This window comes from Agrobacterium vaccinii (assembly GCF_021310995.1).
In the GTDB taxonomy this organism is placed as follows: Bacteria; Pseudomonadota; Alphaproteobacteria; order Rhizobiales; family Rhizobiaceae; genus Agrobacterium; species Agrobacterium vaccinii.
Genome location: NZ_CP054151.1, coordinates 599,846 through 621,962 on the forward strand (window position 1 = coordinate 599,846; position 22,117 = coordinate 621,962).

Annotated in this window: 19 protein-coding genes and 1 pseudogene; 12 read left to right on the plus strand and 8 right to left on the minus strand. The window is 57.2% G+C overall.

All coding sequences use genetic code 11. The annotated features are described in order from the left end of the window. Positions 1 to 126: 126 nt before the first annotated feature. Genes queC through queE form a run of 3 tightly spaced genes read left to right on the plus strand, consistent with a single transcriptional unit; the run spans position 127 to position 1,939 of the window. Positions 127 to 837: a 7-cyano-7-deazaguanine synthase QueC gene (gene queC / locus HRR99_RS17835; protein WP_233124109.1), complete on the plus strand. Its 711-nt coding sequence runs from the start codon at positions 127 to 129 to the stop codon at positions 835 to 837. Beyond that, positions 837 to 1,205 carry a 6-carboxytetrahydropterin synthase QueD gene (gene queD / locus HRR99_RS17840; RefSeq protein ID WP_233124961.1) on the plus strand — a complete coding sequence of 123 codons (369 nt, stop codon included), beginning with the start codon at positions 837 to 839 and terminating at the stop codon, positions 1,203 to 1,205. Before queC ends, queD begins: the two co-directional genes overlap by 1 nt. Beyond that, entirely contained in the window at positions 1,202 to 1,939 is a 738-nt protein-coding gene (queE, locus tag HRR99_RS17845) for a 7-carboxy-7-deazaguanine synthase QueE (protein ID WP_233124111.1), read from the plus strand. The genes queD and queE overlap by 4 nt, the downstream gene beginning before the upstream one ends. A gap of 5 nt (positions 1,940 to 1,944) precedes the next feature. Here the strand turns inward: queE and HRR99_RS17850 are convergent, their stop codons facing one another. Together HRR99_RS17850 and HRR99_RS17855 are read right to left on the minus strand one after the other, a co-directional pair. Beyond that, on the minus strand, positions 1,945 to 2,178 hold the full coding sequence (locus HRR99_RS17850; RefSeq protein ID WP_233124112.1) for a sulfurtransferase TusA family protein: 234 nt from the start codon (positions 2,176 to 2,178) through the stop codon (positions 1,945 to 1,947). Continuing rightward, positions 2,175 to 3,470: a L,D-transpeptidase family protein gene (locus tag HRR99_RS17855; RefSeq protein WP_233124114.1), complete on the minus strand. Its 1,296-nt coding sequence runs from the start codon at positions 3,468 to 3,470 to the stop codon at positions 2,175 to 2,177. The genes HRR99_RS17850 and HRR99_RS17855 overlap by 4 nt, the downstream gene beginning before the upstream one ends. 239 nt (positions 3,471 to 3,709) lie before the next feature. On the opposite strand from HRR99_RS17855, the gene HRR99_RS17860 reads away from it, so the two are divergent. Both HRR99_RS17860 and HRR99_RS17865 read left to right on the plus strand, forming a co-directional pair. Further along, the gene (locus tag HRR99_RS17860; protein ID WP_233124116.1) at positions 3,710 to 5,170 is read left to right on the plus strand and encodes a phospholipase D-like domain-containing protein; all 1,461 of its coding nucleotides are present in this window, start codon (positions 3,710 to 3,712) and stop codon (positions 5,168 to 5,170) included. A gap of 45 nt (positions 5,171 to 5,215) precedes the next feature. Then, entirely contained in the window at positions 5,216 to 6,034 is an 819-nt protein-coding gene (locus tag HRR99_RS17865) for an endonuclease/exonuclease/phosphatase family protein (protein ID WP_233124118.1), read from the plus strand. Positions 6,035 to 6,079: 45 nt separating this feature from the next. Here the strand turns inward: HRR99_RS17865 and HRR99_RS17870 are convergent, their stop codons facing one another. The 6 genes from HRR99_RS17870 to HRR99_RS17895 form a co-directional block, all read right to left on the minus strand. Continuing rightward, positions 6,080 to 7,213, minus strand: a complete 1,134-nt coding sequence (locus HRR99_RS17870) for a Gfo/Idh/MocA family protein (protein WP_233124119.1) — start codon at positions 7,211 to 7,213, stop codon at positions 6,080 to 6,082. A 21-nt stretch (positions 7,214 to 7,234) separates the two neighbouring features. Next, positions 7,235 to 7,996: a sugar phosphate isomerase/epimerase family protein gene (locus tag HRR99_RS17875; RefSeq protein WP_233124121.1), complete on the minus strand. Its 762-nt coding sequence runs from the start codon at positions 7,994 to 7,996 to the stop codon at positions 7,235 to 7,237. Between the two features lie 51 nt (positions 7,997 to 8,047). Further along, on the minus strand, positions 8,048 to 9,136 hold the full coding sequence (locus HRR99_RS17880) for an ABC transporter ATP-binding protein (protein ID WP_111841165.1): 1,089 nt from the start codon (positions 9,134 to 9,136) through the stop codon (positions 8,048 to 8,050). Between the two features lie 5 nt (positions 9,137 to 9,141). Beyond that, positions 9,142 to 10,083, minus strand: a complete 942-nt coding sequence (locus tag HRR99_RS17885; RefSeq protein ID WP_233124123.1) for a carbohydrate ABC transporter permease — start codon at positions 10,081 to 10,083, stop codon at positions 9,142 to 9,144. Next, positions 10,076 to 10,978 carry a carbohydrate ABC transporter permease gene (locus tag HRR99_RS17890; protein WP_111841162.1) on the minus strand — a complete coding sequence of 301 codons (903 nt, stop codon included), beginning with the start codon at positions 10,976 to 10,978 and terminating at the stop codon, positions 10,076 to 10,078. Before HRR99_RS17890 ends, HRR99_RS17885 begins: the two co-directional genes overlap by 8 nt. A gap of 154 nt (positions 10,979 to 11,132) precedes the next feature. After that, the gene (locus HRR99_RS17895; RefSeq protein ID WP_233124125.1) at positions 11,133 to 12,368 is read right to left on the minus strand and encodes an ABC transporter substrate-binding protein; all 1,236 of its coding nucleotides are present in this window, start codon (positions 12,366 to 12,368) and stop codon (positions 11,133 to 11,135) included. A 771-nt stretch (positions 12,369 to 13,139) separates the two neighbouring features. Here HRR99_RS17895 and HRR99_RS17900 point away from each other — a divergent pair. From HRR99_RS17900 to HRR99_RS17930, 7 genes and pseudogenes are all read left to right on the plus strand, one after another. Next, on the plus strand, positions 13,140 to 13,454 hold the full coding sequence (locus tag HRR99_RS17900; RefSeq protein WP_233124127.1) for an STAS domain-containing protein: 315 nt from the start codon (positions 13,140 to 13,142) through the stop codon (positions 13,452 to 13,454). Then, positions 13,451 to 13,819, plus strand: a complete 369-nt coding sequence (locus tag HRR99_RS17905; protein WP_111841159.1) for a response regulator — start codon at positions 13,451 to 13,453, stop codon at positions 13,817 to 13,819. Before HRR99_RS17900 ends, HRR99_RS17905 begins: the two co-directional genes overlap by 4 nt. Then, complete coding sequence (locus HRR99_RS17910; protein WP_233124129.1) at positions 13,816 to 15,807, plus strand: chemotaxis protein CheA; 1,992 nt, start codon at positions 13,816 to 13,818, stop codon at positions 15,805 to 15,807. The genes HRR99_RS17905 and HRR99_RS17910 overlap by 4 nt, the downstream gene beginning before the upstream one ends. After that, positions 15,804 to 16,346, plus strand: a complete 543-nt coding sequence (locus tag HRR99_RS17915; protein WP_233124130.1) for a chemotaxis protein CheW — start codon at positions 15,804 to 15,806, stop codon at positions 16,344 to 16,346. Before HRR99_RS17910 ends, HRR99_RS17915 begins: the two co-directional genes overlap by 4 nt. 1 nt (position 16,347) lies before the next feature. Beyond that, the gene (locus tag HRR99_RS17920) at positions 16,348 to 18,165 is read left to right on the plus strand and encodes a methyl-accepting chemotaxis protein (RefSeq protein ID WP_233124131.1); all 1,818 of its coding nucleotides are present in this window, start codon (positions 16,348 to 16,350) and stop codon (positions 18,163 to 18,165) included. A gap of 134 nt (positions 18,166 to 18,299) precedes the next feature. Beyond that, positions 18,300 to 19,910: pseudogene (locus tag HRR99_RS17925) on the plus strand (HAMP domain-containing methyl-accepting chemotaxis protein); the annotation flags it as partial. A gap of 457 nt (positions 19,911 to 20,367) precedes the next feature. Then, positions 20,368 to 22,062: a methyl-accepting chemotaxis protein gene (locus tag HRR99_RS17930; RefSeq protein ID WP_233124133.1), complete on the plus strand. Its 1,695-nt coding sequence runs from the start codon at positions 20,368 to 20,370 to the stop codon at positions 22,060 to 22,062. The last annotated feature ends 55 nt before the right edge of the window (positions 22,063 to 22,117 follow it).

Sequence of the window (22,117 nt, forward strand, 5' to 3'; positions counted from 1 at the left end):
GGCACATTCACGTGATTGAAGAGGCGCAAAAATCGCTGCGCCCCTTCACAACGGTCCCGAGTTGCACTAGAAGCCGCACCGTAATCCGGTCGCAGCCCACCCGGTCAAAACAAGGGATCCCGAACCATGAAAACTATCGTCATCTGCTCCGGCGGATTGGACTCCGTTTCGCTTGCGCACAGAATAGCAGCGGAAAACGAACTTCTCGCCCTCGTCTCCTTCGACTATGGTCAACGCCATAAAAAGGAGCTGGACTATGCAGCGGCCTGCGCCGACAGGCTCGGCGTGCCGCATCATGTCATCGATATCCGCCCCATTGGCGCCCATCTGACAGGCTCGGCGCTAACCGACGATATCGCCGTACCGGATGGTCACTATGCGGAAGAGACGATGCGCTCCACCGTGGTGCCCAACCGCAATGCCATCATGCTAACCATCGCGTTCGGGCTGGCCGCAGCGCAGCAGGCGGATGCCGTTGCTATTGCCGTGCACGGTGGCGACCACTTCATCTATCCCGATTGCCGCCCCGCTTTCATCGACAGCTTCAACGAGATGCAACGTCACGCGTTGGATGGCTATGCCAACGTCAAGCTGGTTGCGCCCTACGTCAACGGGTCCAAGGCCGATATCGTAACGGACGGATCAAAGCATGACACGCCGTTTGCGCAGACCTGGTCCTGCTACAAGGGTGGCGTGCGCCATTGTGGGCGCTGCGGCACCTGCGTGGAGCGGCGCGAAGCCTTCCATCTGGCAGGCATCAGCGATCCCACCGATTACGAAGACCCGGATTTCTGGGTAGCGGCCACCAGTGCCTACGCGGCGCAGGAGGTGAAATGATGTTTCGTATCACCAAGGAGTTTCATTTCTCCGCATCGCACCAACTCAAGGGCCTGCCCGATGACCACCAGTGCGCACGTCTGCACGGTCATAATTACATCGTTGAAGTCGAGCTTTCCGCAGATGAGCTGAACGAGCACGGCTTCGTGCGCGATTACCACGAGCTTGCGCCTTTGAAGCAATACATCGACAACAGCTTCGATCACCGTCACCTCAACGACGTCTTGGGGCACGACATGGTCACGGCCGAGCGCCTCGCCCGGCATTTTTACGACTGGTGCAAAGCGCGTCTGCCGGAAACGAGCGCCGTGCGGGTCAGCGAGACTGCCAAGACCTGGGCAGAATATCGCCCCCGTCCCCAGCCATGAGCGCGGCCAAGGAAAGCCCGATCCGTATCAGCGAAATCTTCGGCCCGACGATTCAGGGTGAAGGCGTGCTGATCGGTGTTCCCACGGTATTCGTCCGCACGGGCGGCTGCGATTATCGCTGTTCGTGGTGCGATACGCTGCATGCGGTGGACAGCGAATACCGCGATAACTGGAAGCCTATGTCTGCCGATGCGATCTGGCAGGAGGTCTTGCGTCTATCCGGTGGCAAGCCGCTGACCGTGTCCCTATCCGGCGGCAATCCTGCGATTCAACCGCTCGGACCGCTCATCGACAAAGGCCATGGTGAAGGTTACCGCTTTGCACTGGAGACGCAGGGCAGCATTGCCAAAGACTGGTTTGCCAGCCTCGATTATCTGGTGCTCAGCCCCAAGCCACCTTCCAGCGGCATGCAAACGGATTGGTCAGCTTTTGAAAACTGTCTTGCAGCGGCGGGAGACCGTCCGCACATCGCGCTGAAATTCGTGATTTTCGATGATGCGGATTATCGTTACGCCAAGGACGCCAGCGCCCGCTATCCCCATCTGCCCGTCTACCTCCAGCCCGGCAACCACACCCCGCCGCCACCGGAGGACGATAACGCCGTGGTCGATATCAATGGCGTGATGGACCGGATGATCTGGCTGGTGGACAAAGTCAGCGACGACCGCTGGTTCGACGTCCGCGTGCTGCCGCAACTGCATGTGCTGCTGTGGGGAAACAAGCGCGGCGTCTGAAATCTCTACGTCTTACGTATATGGAACCTGTGGCCTGTTTCCGTGGGCGTGGCTTCCAGCAGGCTGTGTCCGTCTTCACGGCACATATGGGGGATGTCGATGATGGCAAGTGGATCGCTGGTTTCGACGCTGAGCTCATCACCGGCCCGCATCCGCGACAGCTTCTTGCGGCACCTTAAAACAGGAAGGGGGCATTTCAGCCCCCTTAGATCGTAGATTTCGGCGTGACCAGCGGTCATTGCTTGGCCCAGAACTTCCAGAACGGCTTCTTCTGCGCATCGTCGGGTGACGGTGGTGCGCTGAAGGCAAGCGGGTTCACCGTTGGCACCGGCACGCTTTGCGGCGTACCCGCCTGCGGTTGTGCTGCCACTGGCGCGGCGGAAGCGACCATCGCCGGTGCCGCCGCTGGGGTGGCTGCGGGCTGCCGTGTCATGACCGTCGCCGCAGTCGTCGCACCCGGATTTGCTGCCGAAGCCATGGCTGTCGCAGCCTGGCCGGAAATGCCCTTGGCTGCCTTCTTTTCCATCAGCGCGGCAAACTCGGTTTCCTTCATCAGCTTGCCTGCCTTGAGCGCCGAGCCGGTCGGAGCATAGGCCGGCTCGCGACCCTTGCGCTTTTCGGCAACCAGTGCCTTGCGCTCGGCTTCGCTCGGATCATACCAGACCATGCCGTCGAGCTTGTTGGTCGCCTTGGCATAGGCAAGCTGGTAGGTCTTGTCGTAGCTCGTCAGCGCACTGGCGAGGGCTGGCGGCGTGCTCATTTTGGGACAGGCAGCGGAAGCGTTGAACTGCCCACCTTCGAGCTGCTGATTGAACACATACTTCTTTTCGCAGACATTGACTTCCGGCGGACGCTTGGTCACTTCGAAGTTGTCGTAACCGACCTTCAGCATCTTCCAGAATTCAAAATGCTCGCTCTTGCGGTGGCGTGCCATGTTTTCCGCTGTCATGCGGAATGGCAGGGCCTGCAACTGAACCGTCTTCTGGCCACCCTTGAAGGCGTCGCGCGCAAAGCCGTAGATTTCCAGAACCTGTGCATCCGTCATGGAATAGCAGCCCGACGACGAACAGGCGCCATGGATCATCAGGTTGGTGCCGTTGCGCCCGTTTGCCTGATCATACCGATTGGGAAAACCGGTATTGATCGCCAGATAGTAATTGGAGTTGGGGTTAAGGTGCCCCGGCGTCAGATTGTAAAAGCCCTCGGGCGCCTGCCGGTCGCCTTCCTTGACCTTGGGACCGAGCTTTCCAGACCATGCGCAGATGTCGTAGGAGGCGATGACCTCAAAGCGGTTGTCGCGACGGGCCTTCCAAATCTCAAGCTTACCCTCTTCCTTGAAAATCCGGATCATGATCGGCGCGTTGCGATCCATGTTCTTCTTGTCCATTTCGGCAAGAATGGATGGAGCAAGCGGGTAATCGACCTTGTTTTTCACATGGGAAACATCACGCTCGACGGTCTCGAGCGTTTCGTTGCAGCCTGCAAGCATGAGAGCGGTGCAGGCGAAAAGCGCAATATGTCTCAAACGCATGGCGTTCCACCAATTTTCAGGATGTGCAAAGGTGGTAAAATATTTCGGATTTGAATACAAGTCCGCGAACTTGTGATCGCCGGTCTATTTCCGGCAAAGGGCTGCTGATCGGCTCTCATGATCTCATCGGCGTTGTTGAATCCGTTGGTGGAATATAGCTTACAGAGTCTTAACACATCGCTACACAGCTCGCGGGCGATGTCGCTTGCGGCAGGACCGAACTCATCTATATTCCTGACATGATCGACCTCATGACCGCCTACTGGCCGCACATCCTCGCAACTCTCTCCGCAATCATGGGTGCAGCCGCTGCCATCCACGCCACCATGACGAAACAGGAAGTCCGCACGGCACTTGGCTGGGTTGGCGTCATCCTGCTCTCACCCTTCGTCGGCGCCGCCATCTACGCCATCGCTGGCATCAACCGCATCAGGCGTACGGCACTCGGCCAGCAGCGCTCTTTGATGCACGGCACCATCATGGACCGGGTCGCGCGTTTCGATGCCGACGATAGTCTTGTCATCGAGCGGTTCGGGAGACGTTTTGCCTCCATGAAAACCGTGGGTGACCGAGTTACGCGCACGGCGCTGACGACCGGCAATGTCATCGAGCCGCTGAACTCCGGCGATATCGCCTATGCCGACATGCTGGATGCCATCGCGAACGCCAAGCGGTCCATCATTCTCGAAACCTACATTTTCGATCAGGACCATATCGGCATCCGTATCGTCGAGGCGCTGGCAGATGCCTGCGATCGTGGCGTCGAGGTCAGGGTGCTGGTGGATGCGGTGGGTGCCCGCTATTCCGTTCCAAGCATTTTGCCTGCCCTTCGAAAAGCCGCTATCCGGGCTGCAGTTTTCAACGGCAATGTCATCATGGGTCTTCGCCTTCCCTACGCCAATCTCAGAACGCACCGGAAAATTCTGGTGGTGGATGGCCGCGTTGCCTTCACCGGCGGAATGAATATTCGCGAAGGTTTCACAGCGGAGTTTGCTCGAGAGCACCATTCTCACGACACCCATTTCAAGGTGAGAGGGCCGCTGGTCGCCGATCTGTTCACCGTTGCCGCCGAAGACTGGCGCTTTACTACGGGCGAGCTTTTGGATGGCCCGGTCTGGGATGTCACGCTTCCCGAGGGCGAGCCGGGTCAGCCGGTATTGGCACGCGTGGTCGCTTCGGGGCCGGATAACAGCATCGAGACCAGTCACAAGATGCTGATGGGCGCTTTTTCCGTTGCCCGCTCGTCCATCCGCATCATGTCGCCCTATTTCCTGCCGGATCGCGAATTGATCTCCGCACTGACGACGGCGGCCCGGCGAGGCGTGCAGGTCGATATCATTATTCCTGCGAACAACAATCTGACATTGGTCGACCATGCCATGACGGCACAGTTCGATCAAATGCTGAAAAGCTATTGTCGCATCTGGCGCGCGACCGGCCCTTTCAACCATTCCAAGCTGCTCGTCATCGATGACCGTTGGTCCTACGTCGGCTCGTCCAATCTCGATCCAAGGTCGTTGCGATTGAACTTTGAGGTGGACATAGAAGTTATGGATGAGGGTTTCGCCGAAGCAGTCTCCGCGCGCATCACCGACGCGATGGAGACGGCAGTGGCTGTGAACCTCGAAGCCTTAAGGGCTCGCCCGTTTCCCGTCCGGCTTTTCGAGCGGATTTTGTGGCTGGCATCGCCTTATCTTTAAAGGCGACACCTTTGAGTGTTGGGAATGAAATCGTTGATGCGAGATATGAAATTGAAACGAACCAAGCCCGACAGCCTGTCCTCCATCCTGATGACATCCCTGCGCAATCGCAAGAAGCGTCAGACGGAAAGCAACGGTTGCGGAGATGAGGGACAGCCCATCATCGCATCCTACAATGTCCACAAATGTGTGGGGCGCGACCGTAAATTCGACCCGGACCGCATCTGCCATGTGATCAAGGAAATAGGTGCCGATATCATTGCGCTACAGGAGGCCGACAGCCGTTTCGGAGAGCGCACCGGCTTGCTCGACCTTGGCAGGCTGGAGCGCGAATGCGGGCTGACGCCGGTGCCGATCAGCGCGGGCGCCAAGGCCCATGGCTGGCACGGCAACGTCGTTCTGTTCCGGGAAGGCTCCGTTCGTGATGTGCATCCGCTCAGGCTTCCAGGTCTGGAACCGCGTGGTGCTCTGGTGGTGGAGTTAGAATTGAAACAGGGTGGGACATTGCGCATCATCGCTGCCCATTTCGGTCTTTTGCGCCGCTCACGCGCGCAGCAGGCAAAGGCGCTTGTCGATCTTCTCAACATGCGCGACGAGCAGCCAACAATTCTGCTCGGCGATCTCAACGAATGGCGGCTGGGAAATGGCTCATCGCTCAACACATTCCGCGATGCCTTCGGCAGCCTGCCGCCAGCAGTTCCCAGCTTCCCATCAGGATTGCCGGTACTTGCGCTTGACCGGATCATTTCCAACCGAAAAGGCCTGATCGAAAATGTAACGGCGCATGACAGCGCGCTGTCGCGGGTCGCATCCGACCATCTGCCGCTCAAGGCGGCAATCTGCACGGATATTCTCGTCGGTTGAACGGCAGACAAGGCGGATGCAGCATGCGCACCCGCCTTATCCATTTTATCGGAGCAATGCCTTGGCTTCTTCGATACCCAATGCCGCCGGCTGCGTGCAGGTGGTGGTCAACTCAATGAACCGATCCTCCTCGCCGGACTTCAGGATCGACGTCATGACATCGATGCCGTGAAGGGAGCGTTCCAGCGAGCAGCGCGCGTCGCGTCCTTCGATTAATGCCAGCGCCATGTCGGCAAGCCCTGCCGTGCGGTAGTTGGCACGTGCACCCTGCGGGCTTTCCTGATTGGCGATCCCGAAGGGATGCTCCCAGTTGTCCAGCGGCTTGATGTCCTTGTCGCGACCGCTGGCCTCGACCACGCCGCCGAAGAAATTTGGATCGGGCACGTAGATCGAGCCTTCCGTGCCGTATAGCTCCATATTGGCATGGCGGTGCGACCACACATCCCAGCTGGCTGACAGGGTGATCGTCGCGCCGTTCACGAACTCCAGGAGGGCATGGATATTGGTGGGCGTTTCCACAGGAATGACCTGACCGTTCAGAGGCTGGCTGGTCACCGTTCGCGTCGGGTTCGCCATCGACGTCAGGGCACCGACACGTTTGACCGGGCCGATAAGGTTGATGAGATTGGCGATGTAATAGGGGCCGAGATCGAGGATCGGGCCGCCGCCTTCGAGGAAGAAGAAGCCGGGGTTGGGGTGCCACATTTCCATGCCAGGACTCATGACATGGCATGTGCCCGACGTGATGCGACCAACGCCGCCTTCATCGATATATTTGCGCGCCAACTGGTGCGCGCCGCCCAGAAACGTATCGGGCGCACAACCGACAGCGAGGTTCTTTTCTGTCGCCAGACGCCGCAGTTCCTCGCCTTCTTCCAGCGTTAGAACGAGCGGTTTTTCGGAATAGACGTGCTTACCAGCCTCCAGAATAGCTTTCGACACCCCAAAATGCGCTGCGGGTATGGTGAGGTTCACCACCACGTCGATGTCGTCGTTCTTAAGCAGCTCCTCGATGGACTGCGCCTTGACCCCGTATTCTTCGGCTCTCAGTTCGGCGGCACTGCGGTTGAGGTCGGCGCAGGCCAGAACTTTCAACCCCTTGAACAGAGGCGAAAGCGAGAAATAGGTGGTTGAGATATTGCCGCATCCAATGATGCCGACGCCAAGTTCATTGGCCATGAATGTCACTCCAGATTTGGATTAGTAGCTGTTGAAGGATGCGATCGATCTTGTGATCAGACGGTCGGCATCGCTAGGATTGTCATGTTCGACCACGTAATATTTGACGGCGGTTTTCTTCAGCACATCGACAAGGCCTTTCCAATCCACGGTGCCGTGGCCAACATCCGCCCAACCGTCTTCGTCCGTATTTTCACCTGATGGCGCGATGTCCTTCACATGCACCGCGGTGATCCGGCTTGCGTAACGCTCGATCCATTCAAACGGATCGGCTTTGCCGCGGATGATCCAGGCAATATCCGCTTCCCACTCCAGTTCAGGACCGCCAGCAAAAATCTGCTCTTGCGGCGTGGTGCCATCCTCCAGCTTCACGAATTCGAAGTCGTGGTTGTGCCAGCCAAAGGCGAGACCTGCATCACGGTAAGGCTTGGCAGCCTCTTGAAGACGCTTACCGAAGGCCAGCCAACCGGCTGCATCGCTTGGGCGCTGGTCGGGCAGAAGGTAAGGGCAGTAAATCGTCTCAACCCCGAGGATTTTCGCGATGTTCAGTGCTTTCTGTGGCTCGCTCTCCAGCATGTCGAGACCGAAATGGCCGGTCGGCATGGTCAGATTGTTCGCGTCGAGATCTGCGCGCAAAGCTTTCAAAGCCGCGTCGTCCATCGTGCCGTAAATGCCGCCGAAGCCTTCGACATGGGCGTAGCCTGCCGCTGAGAGTTTCTTGAGGGTATCTGAAAGCGGCGGGAAGTTACGCGCGCTGTAAAGTTGAAAGCCGAGTTTCGTCATCTGTCTCTCCTGACATTGGGACTGTGTCCGGTGGAAGGGTGGGATATGGGTTCAGATGCGGTCTTCCGTTGCCGCATCGAAAAGTGAGGCCATGGACATATCGAAAGCGAGCTTGACCTTCGTGCCCGGCGCAAAGCGGCGGTGGCCGCCGACTCGCACGGACATGGTGTGACCGGCAAGCTTCAGCCAGATGAGATTATCCGCCCCCATCGGCTCTTCGATATCAACAACGGCGTCATGGATTTCACCACCGGTAATGTCGTTGTCGACACGCACATGCTCTGGCCGAACGCCAAGCACAGCCGTCGCTCCCGGCCTCAGTGCCGAAGACGCGTCATAACCATCCAGCGTGAAGCTGACACCATTGGTGGCGAATACGACCTTGCCGTCTTTTTCCGCCAGTTCACCGCGCAGAAAGTTCATCGAAGGAGAGCCGATGAAGCCTGCCACGAACAGGTTCTTCGGCTTGTTGTAGATCGAAATCGGATCGTCCAACTGCTGAATGACACCGCTTTTCATGATGGCGATGCGGTCCGCCAGTGTCAGCGCTTCGATCTGGTCATGCGTGACATATATCATCGTGTTTTTCAGCGACTGGTGAAGCCGCTTGATTTCCACGCGCAGTTCAGAGCGCAGCTTGGCATCGAGGTTGGACAGCGGCTCATCGAACAGAAAGACATCCACGTCACGCACCAGCGCGCGCCCGATGGCCACACGTTGACGCTGACCGCCCGAAAGTTCTGCCGGTTTGCGTTTCAGCAGTGGCTCGATCTGGAGAATACCAGCGGCGCGCTTCACGCGCTTGTCGATTTCTTCTTTGGGAATTTTGGCCACTTGCAGGCCGAAGGACAGGTTCTTTTCGACCGTCATCTGCGGGTAAAGCGCGTAGGACTGGAACACCATGCCAATGCCTCGGTCCTTCGGCTCTTCCCAGGTGACGTTTCGATCCTTGATGAAGATTTGACCTTCCGTAGGCTCCAGAAGTCCAGCAATGCAATTGAGCAATGTGGATTTTCCGCAGCCGGACGAGCCCAGAAGAACGAGGAACTCCCCTTCGTATATATCGAGATTGAGATCCGAGAGCACGTTGACCGCACCGAAGGACAGAGACAGGTCGCGAATGGAGACGCTTTTATTCATGAAGCTTAACCTTTGACTGCGCCTGCGGCGATGCCGCGGACAAAAAGTCTGCCTGAAACGAAATAGACGAACAGCGGAACGGCACCGGTCAGAAGGGTCGCCGCCATATTGACGTTGTATTCCTTCACGCCTTGAACCGAGTTGACGATGTTGTTGAGCTGAACCGTCATCGGGTAATATTCCGGTCTGGTGAAGACGACGCCAAACAGGAAGTCGTTCCAGATGCCGGTCACTTGCAAGATCATGGCCACCACGAAAATCGGCAGCGACATGGGCGCCATGATGCGGAAATAGATTTGCCAGAAATTAGCACCATCGATGCGCGCTGCCTTGAACAACTCTTCCGGCAGACCCGCGAAGTAGTTGCGAAACAGCAGGGTGAGGATCGGCATGCCGAAAATCGTGTGCACGATAACGAGGCCTGTCAGCGTGCCATAAACGCCCATTTCCCGCAGAACGATCACGATCGGATAGATCATCACCTGATAGGGAATGAACGCACCGATGATGAGGATGGAGAAGAAAAACTCCGAGCCTTTGAACTTCCAGTTCGCCAATGCGTATCCACTGACCGATGCAATCACAATCGATACGATGGTGGATGGGAGCGTGATGAGCACGGAGTTCCAGAAGCCACGTGACAGGCCATCGCAATTGAGACCGGTACAGGCATTGGACCATGCCTTGACCCACGGCTCAAAAGTAATTTCGAGCGGCGGAGCAAAGATGTTGCCCATGCGGATTTCAGGCATGCCTTTAAGCGATGTCACGACCATCACGTAAAGAGGTAACAGATAATAGAGCGCAGCAATGGTCAGGCTGCCATAGAGGATGATGTTGCGCCGGGACAGCCGCTTCTTAGGCTTGCGCCCGCGTGGACCATCGAGTTGGGAGGAGACGGGATCGACGCCTGCCGCGACCGTATTCAGTGTCGAGATATTAGCCACGCTTGCGCCCTCCGAACTCGAGATAGGCCCATGGAACGACGATGATGGCGACCGTCAGCAGCATCATAGTAGATGCGGCAAAGCCCTGCCCCAGGTTCTGCGCCTGGAACATATAGTCGTAGACGTATTTGGCAGGCACTTCGGATGCGATGCCGGGGCCGCCGCTGGTTTGCGCCACCACGAGGTCGTAGACCTTGACGATGCCGCTGGCGATGATGACCAAGGTAGTGATGAAAACCGGGCGCATCATCGGGATGACGATGAGGATATAGGTCTTCCACATGGGAATACCGTCCACACGAGAGGCCTTCCAAATGTCCTCATCGATCCCGCGCAGACCCGCCAGCATGAGGCACATGACGAGGCCAGTGCCTTGCCAAAGGGCGGCGATCAGAATTCCATAGATCACGAAATCCGAATTATAGAGCGGATCGAAGGTGAAGCTTTCCCAGCCCAGAGATCGAACAACGGCCTGGATGCCGAATTCCGGGTTCAACAGCCACTGCCAGACAAGGCCGGTGACGATGAAGGACAGGGCAAAGGGATAGAGAAAGATAGTTCTAAAGGTATTCTCGAACCTGATTTTCTGATCCATCAGCGCCGCCAGCACAAAGCCGATGACGAGACTGAAAATCAGCGAAAGAATGCCGTATATGGCTAGGTTCTGGATCGATATCAGCCAACGGGGCGCCGCCCAGAGGCGTTCATATTGTTCAAAACCAATGAATGTCGCGCGAGGTAGCAATTTTGAATTCGTAAAGGAATAAACGACTGTCCAGATCGTTCCGCCCATGAAGATGACCATCGCGGTCAGGATCATGGGGATAGATGCAATCTTTGAATTCAGATTGCGGAATAGCTGGTTGGGACGACCAGAATGGCTTTTAACCGCCATGTACCACTCCTCATCAATCATAAAGGTTGATTGCGCGGCGGGTAGCTTCAGCATATCCCGCGGCACGATTTTCCAGACGCAAAATCAGGGGCGTCGAGTAAGGAGGCGTCTGTCACCGGCAAACGTAAGCGTTTGCGGTGACAGACAAAGAAGATCAGTCTGCTGAGGCAATAATGTCAGCAAAACGCTTCTGTGCAGCCTCGGCAGTGAGGGACGCATTGGCAAAAAACTCGGACATCAAGTCCTCTTTTTGCTTTTGCGTATCGGCGGAGATCAACTGATCCGTGCTTGCCAGCACATTGCCCTTCGCCAAGATATCCAGACCCTTTTTCATGCAGTCGTTCGCGACACCGAGGTCAACGTCCGAGCGGATGGGAAGCGAACCCTTCTTCAGGTTGAAGGCCAACTGTGTCTTGGGATCGACGATCACTTCAGCCAGAACTTCCTGCGCCTTGGACTTCGCTTCGTCTTTCAACAGAGGGAAATAGAAGGCGTCGCCATTTGCTGTCAGATATTCGTTGAGGCCAAGGCCTGGAAGGCAGGTGTAATCGGTTCCCGCTTTCATATTCGCAAGCTGGAATTCACCCTGTGCCCAGTCACCCATGATCTGACCGCCAGCCTTGCCGGTGATGACCATGTTCGTCGCCTGGTTCCAGTCTTGAACGTTGGAACCCTTTGTCAGCTTGCGGGCTTCGTCGGCAGCAGCGAAAATCTTCTGCATGTCCGGTCCGGCGGCAACCTCGGCGTCCTTATCCTTGTAGACCTTTTCGTAAAGGTCCTTGCCTCCCATCGCAATCAACAGCGTGTCGAACAGACCATTGGCCTGCCATGCCTGACCACCCAGCGCGAGCGGTTGAATTCCGGCCTTTTGCAAAGCAGGCGCTGCGGCGATGAACTCCGTCCAGTTCTTGGGAACCTCTACGCCAGCCTTCTTGAAAGCTGCATTGGAAAGCCAAAGCCATTGCCACGAGTGAATATTGACGGGCGCACAATAAATCTTGCCGTCGATCGTGCAGCTTTCGAGCAGGCTGGCTGGCTTGATGATCTCTTTCCAGTTGCCCTTTTCAGCGACGTCTGTCAGATCCCGCATCAAACCGGACTGCGCCAATTCTTCTGCCTGACGACCGTGGTTGAACTGGGTCGCACCCATCGGATCACCGCCGGTGATGCGGCTGATCATGATTGGTCTGGCCGTACCACCCGATCCGGCAATGGCGCCGTCCACCCACTTATTTCCGGTTGCATCAAAAGCCTTGGCGAGCTCTCCCACCGCCGCGGCCTCACTACCGGATGTCCACCAGTGTGTTACTTCCAGGTCTGTCGCCCCGGCAATACTTGCCGGAAGCATCACACCAGCCGACAGAACGGCCAAAATAAAACGAATGCGCATGAGTCTCCTCCCTCACTGAAACGTTGCCGTAAAAACCTATTCGAATCATCCCCCTTCTGCAACAGCACCGGTCATAAAAAATTAAGACTCGTAATTACTGATTTATATCAATGCTTTGAACTGTTTCGTCGGCCAGATTTTCGTTCGTCCAGACGCGATTTACAGCGGCCTGTGAAAAATGGCTGATAATTTCTTTGGCTGTGACGATCACGGAGCGTGAGAGGTCGTAACCACGGATATGAGGCACCTGTACCTGCGCTTCACAGGAACGTTATCGAGTAACGACGACGATACTCTTATCAACTTTATGTAACGTCACGGTGTTTGAGTACCATATATCATCGGTAGTAAATCTGATATATTGCCGACAGGCATTTTGAATTAAGGCAGCGCAACCATACATCTTAAGGAATGCGACTAATCGCAACCTGGCTTAACGACGCATTAACTAGTCCGCGCATATGAATATGGCTAATATAACAAGCGGAACCAACAGATAGCGGCGCATCACCGCAGTTGTGCACCGCTATAACGGGTTGCATGAAGCCGACCCGATTTCAACAATGTATCGATTTGAAACGCTGTCCAGGTTCGACTGGATGGTGCGGTCATGGCTGTGTCTAGCGCTTGGCGCATGCCCGATGCAAATCCTCAAAACAAACTGTCAACGCCGACATGCGTACCAATACGCGTGCCTGATCGTTGCTGGGTGCGGATCATACTTCTTCGCTGGCCAGAGCGAAAAGCAACAGGGGACGTTTAGGAAAACTGATGACACCAGAAATACTCAATCTGCCTCCTTCGCTTTCCATACGGGGCATCTCTGCCATTCATGAAACGCTTTTCGAGGCGTTGCAGATGAACAAGGCCGTCACGGTCGACATCCCGGCAGATGCCCACGCGGACCTCAGCTTTATCCAGCTTATCGAAGCATCGCGGCTCTATGCCCGCGCCGAAGGCAAATACATCACACTTACAAAACCGGCTTCGCCAGCAATTGTCGACACCCTGCGGCGGGGCGGTTTTCTGACCGACATGGACGAGGCCTCTCGCCTCTTCTGGCTGCATGGAAAGGAAATACAATGAGCGCCAACATTCTCACCGTCGATGACTCTGCAAGCATCAGAATGACCACCAAAATTGCCCTGACGAATGCAGGTTATCAGGTAACGGAAGCGGTTGATGGCGCAGATGGCCTTACCAAAGCCAAGGCTGGCACGTTCGATCTCATCGTCACCGATCTGAACATGCCCAACATGAACGGCCTGGAAATGATCGAAGCGCTGCGCCAGTCGCCTGCGCATACCGGCATTCCCATCATCTTTCTGACCACGGAATCGGACGCAGACATGAAGGCCCGCGCGAAAGCCGCCGGTGCCACGGGCTGGGTCACGAAGCCTTTCGACCCGGAAAATCTCGTAAAAATTGCTAAAAAGGTTCTTGGTAGATGAATATACTGGACCCCATTCAGGTTTTCAGAACAGAAGCGGCAGAGCTTTTCGAGCAGATCGAAAGCGGTTTGCTCGACCTGTTGCATGATCTGTCCAATCAGGGACAGATCGATGCCGTTTTTCGCGGCCTGCATACCCTCAAGGGGTCCGGTGCCATGTTCGGCTTCGAAGCCTTGGCAGCCTTCACCCACCATTGTGAAACCGCATTCGACCGCGTTCGCAAGGGCGAAGTCCCTGCAAGCAGTGAACTGATCGCAGCCGTGCTGGAAGCGCAGGATCACATGCGTTGCCTGGTCGACAATCCGGCCCGTGCGCTGCCCGAGACCGGCGACCGTCTTCTGGCCAAATTGCAGGCAGCAGTCGGCACCGACGCGACGGGTACGGTCCATCACGTCCAGCCTGTGGCGACGAAGAAAGCAGACGCACCTTCTGTCGCAACATGGCAGATCAATTTCAGCCTGCCCTCCAACGCAATGGCCAACGGCACCAATCCCCTTGGCCTTCTGGATGAGCTGGCGGAACTGGGTGACTGCACGATTGTAGCCAACACCAGCGCCATTCCGGCTATCGACAGCATCGACCCGACCAATCTCTATCTCTCGTGGAAAGTCACACTCACCACCGACAAGCCACGTTCCGCCATCGACGACGTCTTCATTTTCGTCATGGATGAGATGGAGATCGATGTCAAAAAGCTCACCGACGAGCCTGCTCCTTCCGCCGAAATCGTGCCACCTCTGGCACCTGTCGAAGAGGCCGCAAAGGCAAATCCGGCAGCAGCGCAGGCAGCCGCCGATAGCAAGCAAAACAAGGGCGCGGAAAACGTCCGCGTTCCTGCCGAGCGCCTTGATGAACTGATGGACCGCGTCGGCGAACTCGTCATTGCCCAGTCGCGCCTGTCACAGTTGGCAAACACGAGCGTCGATATTCAGCTTCGCTCCGTATCGGAAGATGTGGAGCGCCTCTCCGGTGAACTGCGCGACACGATGATGGTGCTGCGCATGGTGCCTATCGCCCAGCTTTTCAGCCGCTTCCGCCGTCTGACACACGATTTGGCCCGCGAAACCGGCAAGCAGATCGAGCTTGTGACCGAAGGCGAGTCCACCGAGGTGGACAAGGTCGTCATCGAGCGTCTGGCCGATCCGCTGGTGCATCTCGTTCGCAACTCCTGCGACCACGGCCTTGAAACGCCGGAAGAACGTATTGCCGCTGGCAAAAAGCCTGCGGGACAGGTCACACTCGTTGCCCGCCAGACCGGTGGCGACGTGACGATCACCATCAAGGACGATGGTCGCGGCATCGACCGCCAGCGCGTCCGGGCCAAAGCGGAATCGTCGGGCCTCGTCGCCGCGGGTGCAAACCTGTCCGATCAGGAACTCCTGCAGATGATCTTCGAGCCCGGCTTTTCCACCGCCGCTGCCGTCACCAATCTGTCGGGTCGCGGCGTCGGCATGGATGTCGTGAAAAAAACAATCGAAGCGCTGCGCGGGACCATCAACGTCTCCAGCACCGCAGGCGTCGGTTCCGAAATCACCCTCGCCATTCCGCTGACGCTGGCCATCATCGATGGTCTGCTCGTGCGGGTCGGCAACGGTTGCTACGTCATTCCGCTTTCGGCGGTGGAGGAATGCCTGGAGCTTTCCCCGGAAAACGACGTCAAATCGCGTGGCCGTTCCTTCATATCGCTGCGTGAAAGCCTCGTGCCCTTCATCCGTCTGCGCGAACTGTTCCAGACAGGCACCAGCCCTGACCAGTTCCAGAAAGTCGTCGTCATTTCCACGGGGTCCGAGCGTGTCGGTCTCGTCGTGGACCAGATCATCGGCGACCACCAGACCGTTATCAAGGCCATGTCGAAACTTCACCATGACGTCGCGACCTTTTCGGGCGCGACCATTCTGGGAGACGGCAGCGTCGCCCTCATTCTCGATGTCGGACACCTGGTCATTGCAGGCCAGCAGCAGGAGGCGCATATGCGTATTGCCGGATGAACCAGCCTCTCTTGAAACAGCCAGACGATATGTGGGCAAGCCGCGAAGATCTGGAAGTTCTGACCTTCAGCATCGAGGGCGAAACATTCGCCATCGAAGCGGTTCTGGTTCAGGAAATTCTCGATCTGTTGCCTGAAACAGCCGTTCCCGGCAGCAAGCCTTTCGTCGCCAGCGTCATCAACTTCCGCGGCAAGGTCATTCCGCTTGCGGATATCCGACTGGCATTCGGCATGGGCGCTGCGGAAAAGACCATCGACAGCCGCATCGTCGTCATCGAACTTCCTATGGAAGGCGAGCGCACCCTGATCGGCCTTCGCACCGACAAGGTCTACGAAGTCACTACGTTTTCCAAAACGGCGAGCGAGCAGCCGCCGAGCGTGGGCATGCGGTGGCGTCCCGATTACATCAATTGCCTCATCAAACGGGGCAGCGAATTCGTCATTCTTCCCAACCTGAATGCGATTTTTACCTCACAGCCTGACGCATCCGCCAAGGGCACCTCCCGCAACAACGTCATCGAACTCTCTAAGGAATTCTAGAATGCGATTTACCATTAAGATGAAGCTAGCTGTCGCATTCGGATTCCTGATCTTGATGCTCGCAGGAACAGCCGGATACGGCATTTTCAGCCTTGGCGTCGCAAAGGGTGCGATGGATGACGTCGTAGACGGCACCGTCGTACGCCTCGACAAGACACACCAGATCAACGCCCTGTCGCTTTCCATGGTCCGTGCGCAGAAGAACCTGATTCTGGCGACATCGCCGCAGGAAGCACAAAAACACATCGCGACCAGCAACGAAATCCGCGGTGAGATGGACAAGATGATTGCTGACATGGCAGCAACGGCGAGCGCCGAAACGCGCGGCTACTGGACCGACCTGCAGACAATCACCAAGGCATTCGAGACGAGCGACGAACGCGTTCGCGAATATGTGGCCGAAGGCAATGTCTCCGCCGCATCGACTTACTCTTCGGGTGAAGGCCGTGTGGCTGCAAGCGCACTGACGCAGAAACTCGATGAAGGCGTGCAGATGAACCGCACACGCCTTAACGAAGCCAAACAGTCTGCCGCTTCCGAATACGAGCAGACACGCATGATGCTGATTGCCGCATCGATTGCAGCCGTTGTTATTGCGGTGATGACAGCACTTTGGATTGCCTTGGGTATCAGCAGCGGCCTTCGTAAGATCATGACCGTGGCAGAAGCCGTGTCGGTTGGCGATCTTGATCAGGAAGTTGAGATCAAGACCAACGATGAGATCAAGGATCTGGTTAACCGCATCAACGTCATGACCGGCAATCTGCGCAACACTGCAAGCGTTGCAAACGAAATTGCAGACGGTAACCTGACAGTCACGCCAAGACCGCTTTCTGACAAGGACACGCTTGGTATTTCTCTTCAGCGCATGGTCGAGCGCCTCCGTGGCGTGGTTTCGGATGCACTGACCGCCGCAGACAACGTCTCGTCCGGTAGCCAGGAACTGTCGGCAAGCTCCGAGCAGCTGTCGCAGGGTGCGACGGAACAGGCATCGTCTGCCGAAGAGGCATCCGCTTCGATGGAACAGATGGCCGCCAACATCAAGCAGAACGCCGACAACGCCGCCCAGACCGAGAAGATCGCCCGCCAGTCTTCCAAGGATGCGGAAGCCAGTGGCGAGGCCGTGGGCCGTGCCGTCTCTGCCATGCGCACCATTGCAGAAAAGATTTCCATCGTTCAGGAAATCGCCCGTCAGACCGACCTTCTCGCTCTGAACGCTGCCGTCGAAGCAGCCCGTGCAGGTGAGCATGGCAAGGGCTTTGCCGTCGTCGCTTCCGAAGTCCGCAAGCTGGCAGAACGCAGCCAGGCCGCTGCTGCCGAAATCTCTTCGCTGTCGGGCGAGACCGTACAGGTCGCAACCGAAGCCGGTGATATGCTGAACCGTCTGGTGCCGGATATCCGCAAGACCGCCGAATTGGTCTCGGAAATCTCTGCCGCCTGCCGCGAGCAGGACATCGGTGCCAGCCAGATCAATGAAGCGATCCAGCAGCTTGATCTCGTCACCCAGCAGAACTCCGGCGCATCTGAAGAAATGTCCGCAACCTCGGAAGAGCTGGCAGCACAGGCCGAAGAGCTACAGGCCAGCATTGCCTTCTTCAAGGTAGAGCGCGGAAATTCCGGCTATGCCCAGAAGACACAGGCACCAGCACGGGCTTCCGCACCGGCACCGCGTCAGGCCGCAAAACCTGCCGCACCGGCACGCCGCCCGACGCAGGACCAGTCCATCCACGCGCAACAGGCTCGCGCCAAGGGCTTTGCATTGGACATGTCCATGGGCGGCCCGGATGCCAGCGACGCCGATTTCCGCGAAAGCGCGTAAAACCTCTTCTTTTGAAGGACAGAATTGACGGCAGGCGCTGCAGCCTGTCGTCCGGGCTTACTGAAGCTCATTTACATGCGGCGCATTGGCAATGATGAGCCTAGCCCCACACCTCGCTCTTCTGGAGATATGCAGTGCGCTTTACGATTAAACTGAAATTGACTCTGATCTTTACCTTGCTGGTCGCGCTGGTAGCAGCCTGCGCCGTGTTTGGGATCAATGGCCTCAGACAAATGGACTCCCTCAAAGACTCCATGATGACGGGACCAATCCAGCAGGATGATGTCGCCAATGATCTGGCAGCTGCATTTGACGGTCTCGGTCTTGCCGAAGGCGATCTGCTTATGTCCACCAACCAACAGCGAACCCAGAATGCGCTGAAGACCATCGAAGAAGAGCGTAAGAATTTTACGACTGCACTGACCGCAGGCGAAGCCGCCGCTCCGCAGGAATTCAAGGCCAAGTGGGTAGAAATTCGCGACTTCTGGTCGGGTTACGAAAAATTGCAGGACCGACTCATCGATCTCGTAAAGACCAACCGGCTGAATGAGGCACTGGAACTTAATCAGACCGAGGGCACCGTAGCAGGCGAGAAACTTGATGGCCTGACTGAATCCCTGTCTGCTCTGACCGAAACCGGTATTACGCAAGCCGATACGGCAAGCGAGAACGCCTACAACTCAACCTTCCTGACCCTCGTCATTCTGGCATCGATTGCCAGTATTGCGTCGATCACTTCGGCTGTGTGGATCTCTTTGTCCATCAATCGCGGCCTCTCCAACGTCCGCCTTGCAGCCAATGCTGTCGCTATTGGTGACCTTGATCAGAAGGTCGAAGTCAAAACGAATGACGAGATCAAGGACCTAGTCGACACCATGAACTTGATGACAGCCAATCTGCGCGCAACCGCGGATGTGGCCAGCACAATTGCAGAAGGTGACCTCTCCAAAGACGTAAAGCCGCTGTCGGAAAAGGACGTGCTCGGTCTGGCTATGGTCCGCATGGTAACGAATCTGAGAAATACATCGAACGTTGCAGACAAAATCTCCAATGGCGATCTGACAGTTACACCAAAGCCGCTCTCTGACCGAGATACACTTGGCCTGTCTCTGGAGCGCATGGTCGAGCGTCTTCGTGGCGTCGTTGGCGATGCACTGGCTGCTGCCGACAACGTCTCGTCTGGTAGCCAGGAACTGTCGGCAAGCTCCGAGCAGCTGTCGCAGGGTGCAACGGAACAGGCATCGTCTGCCGAAGAAGCATCTGCTTCGATGGAACAGATGGCTGCCAACATCAAGCAGAACGCCGACAACGCAGCTCAAACCGAAAAGATCGCCCGCCAGTCTTCCAAGGATGCGGAAGCCAGTGGCGAGGCCGTGGGCCGTGCCGTCTCTGCCATGCGCACCATTGCAGAAAAGATTTCCATCGTTCAGGAAATCGCTCGTCAGACCGACCTTCTCGCTCTGAACGCCGCCGTTGAAGCAGCCCGTGCTGGCGAACATGGCAAGGGCTTTGCCGTCGTCGCCTCGGAAGTGCGCAAGCTGGCCGAACGCAGCCAGGCCGCTGCTGCCGAAATCTCTTCGCTGTCGGGCGAAACGGTTCAGGTCGCGACCGAAGCCGGCGATATGCTGAACCGCCTGGTGCCGGATATCCGCAAGACCGCCGAACTGGTCTCGGAAATCTCTGCCGCCTGCCGCGAGCAGGACATCGGTGCCAGCCAGATCAATGAAGCGATCCAGCAGCTCGATCTCGTCACCCAGCAGAACTCCGGCGCGTCTGAAGAAATGTCCGCCACCTCGGAAGAGCTGGCAGCACAGGCCGAAGAGCTACAGGCCAGCATTGCCTTCTTCAAGGTAGAGCGCGGCAACTCCGGCTACGCCCAGAAGACACAGGCACGGCCTTCCGCACCGGCACCGCGTCAGGCCGCAAAGCCTGCCGCACCGGCACGCCGCCCGACACAGGACCAGTCCATCCACGGCCAACAGGCCCGCGCCAAGGGCTTTGCACTTGATATGTCCATGGGCGGCCCAGATGCCAGCGACGCGGATTTCCGCGAAAGCGCGTAAATCAAAGCAACACCCCCGCTTCGTTCGATTTTAATGACGAAGCGGGGACTACAAAATTAGAGAATGAAGCATTCCATCCAATCGATCTGGGGCCTGAGATGACCTGGCTTGCGTTCAAGATTTATAAGGGACAAGTATCATGCACCTCACCATTAAACTTAAGCTAGCGCTTGCCTTTGGCCTCATCATTTTGATGATGGCGGGTACATCCGTCTACTCCATCAACAGCCTCAATAGCCTCAACACTGCCATCAGCAACCTCATAGCTGGTCCTGCCGCCCGCCTTGAGGCCGCGCAGGAACTTGGCCGCATCCAGCTGCGCTTCACCCGTTCGCAGATGAACATGTCCACTGCGGATAATGCAGCAGCGGCCGAAAAATCCATTCAGGACAGTGACACCTACCGCAGCCAGTTCAATGAAAAAGTCGATTGGCTTCAGAAGAACGCGACCACAGATGCGGGTCGTACGCAATGGCGTCTCGTTGGAGAATTGGGCGCAGAACTGTTTCACATTGACGACGACATCCGCAAATCCGTGAGATCTGGCGATCTTCAGACTGCTCTGATCAAGACGAAGACTGAAAGCCGCACGGCCACCGACAAGATCGGCGATATTATCGACCAGCGCGTAGAGGCAAGCAAAACCCAGATGCGCCAGGCCGACGCGGATACGGATTCGCTTTACGACACCACATGGACGATGATCACCGGCATTTCCTCAACAGCAATCGTGATTGCTCTTGCTGCGGCATTCCTGATCGCACTTGGTATCGTCAAGGGCCTCAGCAGGGCATCGGCAGCCGTCCAGAAAGTTGCCGATGGCGACCTGACGACCTTGAGCGAAATCACATCGCGCGATGAAATCGGCAAGCTTCTCGAGCAGGTCAACGTCATGATCGAACGTCTGCGTGGCGTCGTCTCCGACTCCCTGTCTGCCGCAGACAATGTATCGACTGGTAGCCAGGAACTGTCCGCCAGCTCAGAACAGGTTTCGCAGGGCGCAACCGAACAGGCCTCTTCCACCGAAGAAGCATCTGCATCCATGGAGCAGATGGCCGCCAATATCCGTCAGAACGCTGAAAATGCGGCTCAGACGGAAAAGATTGCCCGCCAGTCCTCCACCGATGCCGAAGCCAGCGGTGCTGCTGTCGGTCGCGCTGTCGTCGCCATGCGCACCATTGCCGAGAAGATTTCCATCGTTCAGGAAATCGCCCGCCAGACCGACCTTCTCGCCTTGAACGCAGCCGTGGAAGCGGCCCGTGCAGGTGAGCATGGCAAGGGCTTTGCCGTCGTTGCCTCGGAAGTCCGCAAGCTGGCAGAACGTAGCCAGTCTGCCGCCGCCGAAATCAGCGCCATGTCCAGCGAAACCGTGACTGCCGCTGCCGATGCAGGCGAGATGCTGAACCGTCTGGTTCCCGATATCCGCAAGACGGCTGAACTCGTTGCCGAAATCTCTGCGGCCTGTCGCGAGCAGGACATCGGCGCCAACCAGATCAACGAGGCGATCCAGCAGCTCGACCGGGTGACGCAGCAGAACACCAGCGCATCGGAAGAAATGTCGGCAACCTCCGAAGAGCTCGCGGCCCAGGCCGAAGAACTTCAGGCCAGCATCGCCTTCTTCAAGGTCCAGCGTGCAAACGCAGCGGCAGCCAACCGGGCACAACCGCAGTTCCACGGCTCCATCCGCGCAACTCAGAGTGCGCCGAAGGCCGCTGCACGCAAACCGAACGACAACTCGATTGGCGCTCAGCAGGCACGCGCCAAGGGCTTTGCACTGGATATGTCCATGGGTGGCCCCGACGCGGCCGACCAGGACTTCCGCCAGTCCGCTTGATGACACATTGGCGCGGCGGGCATTGCCCTTCGCCGCGTCAATACCGAATACCGAG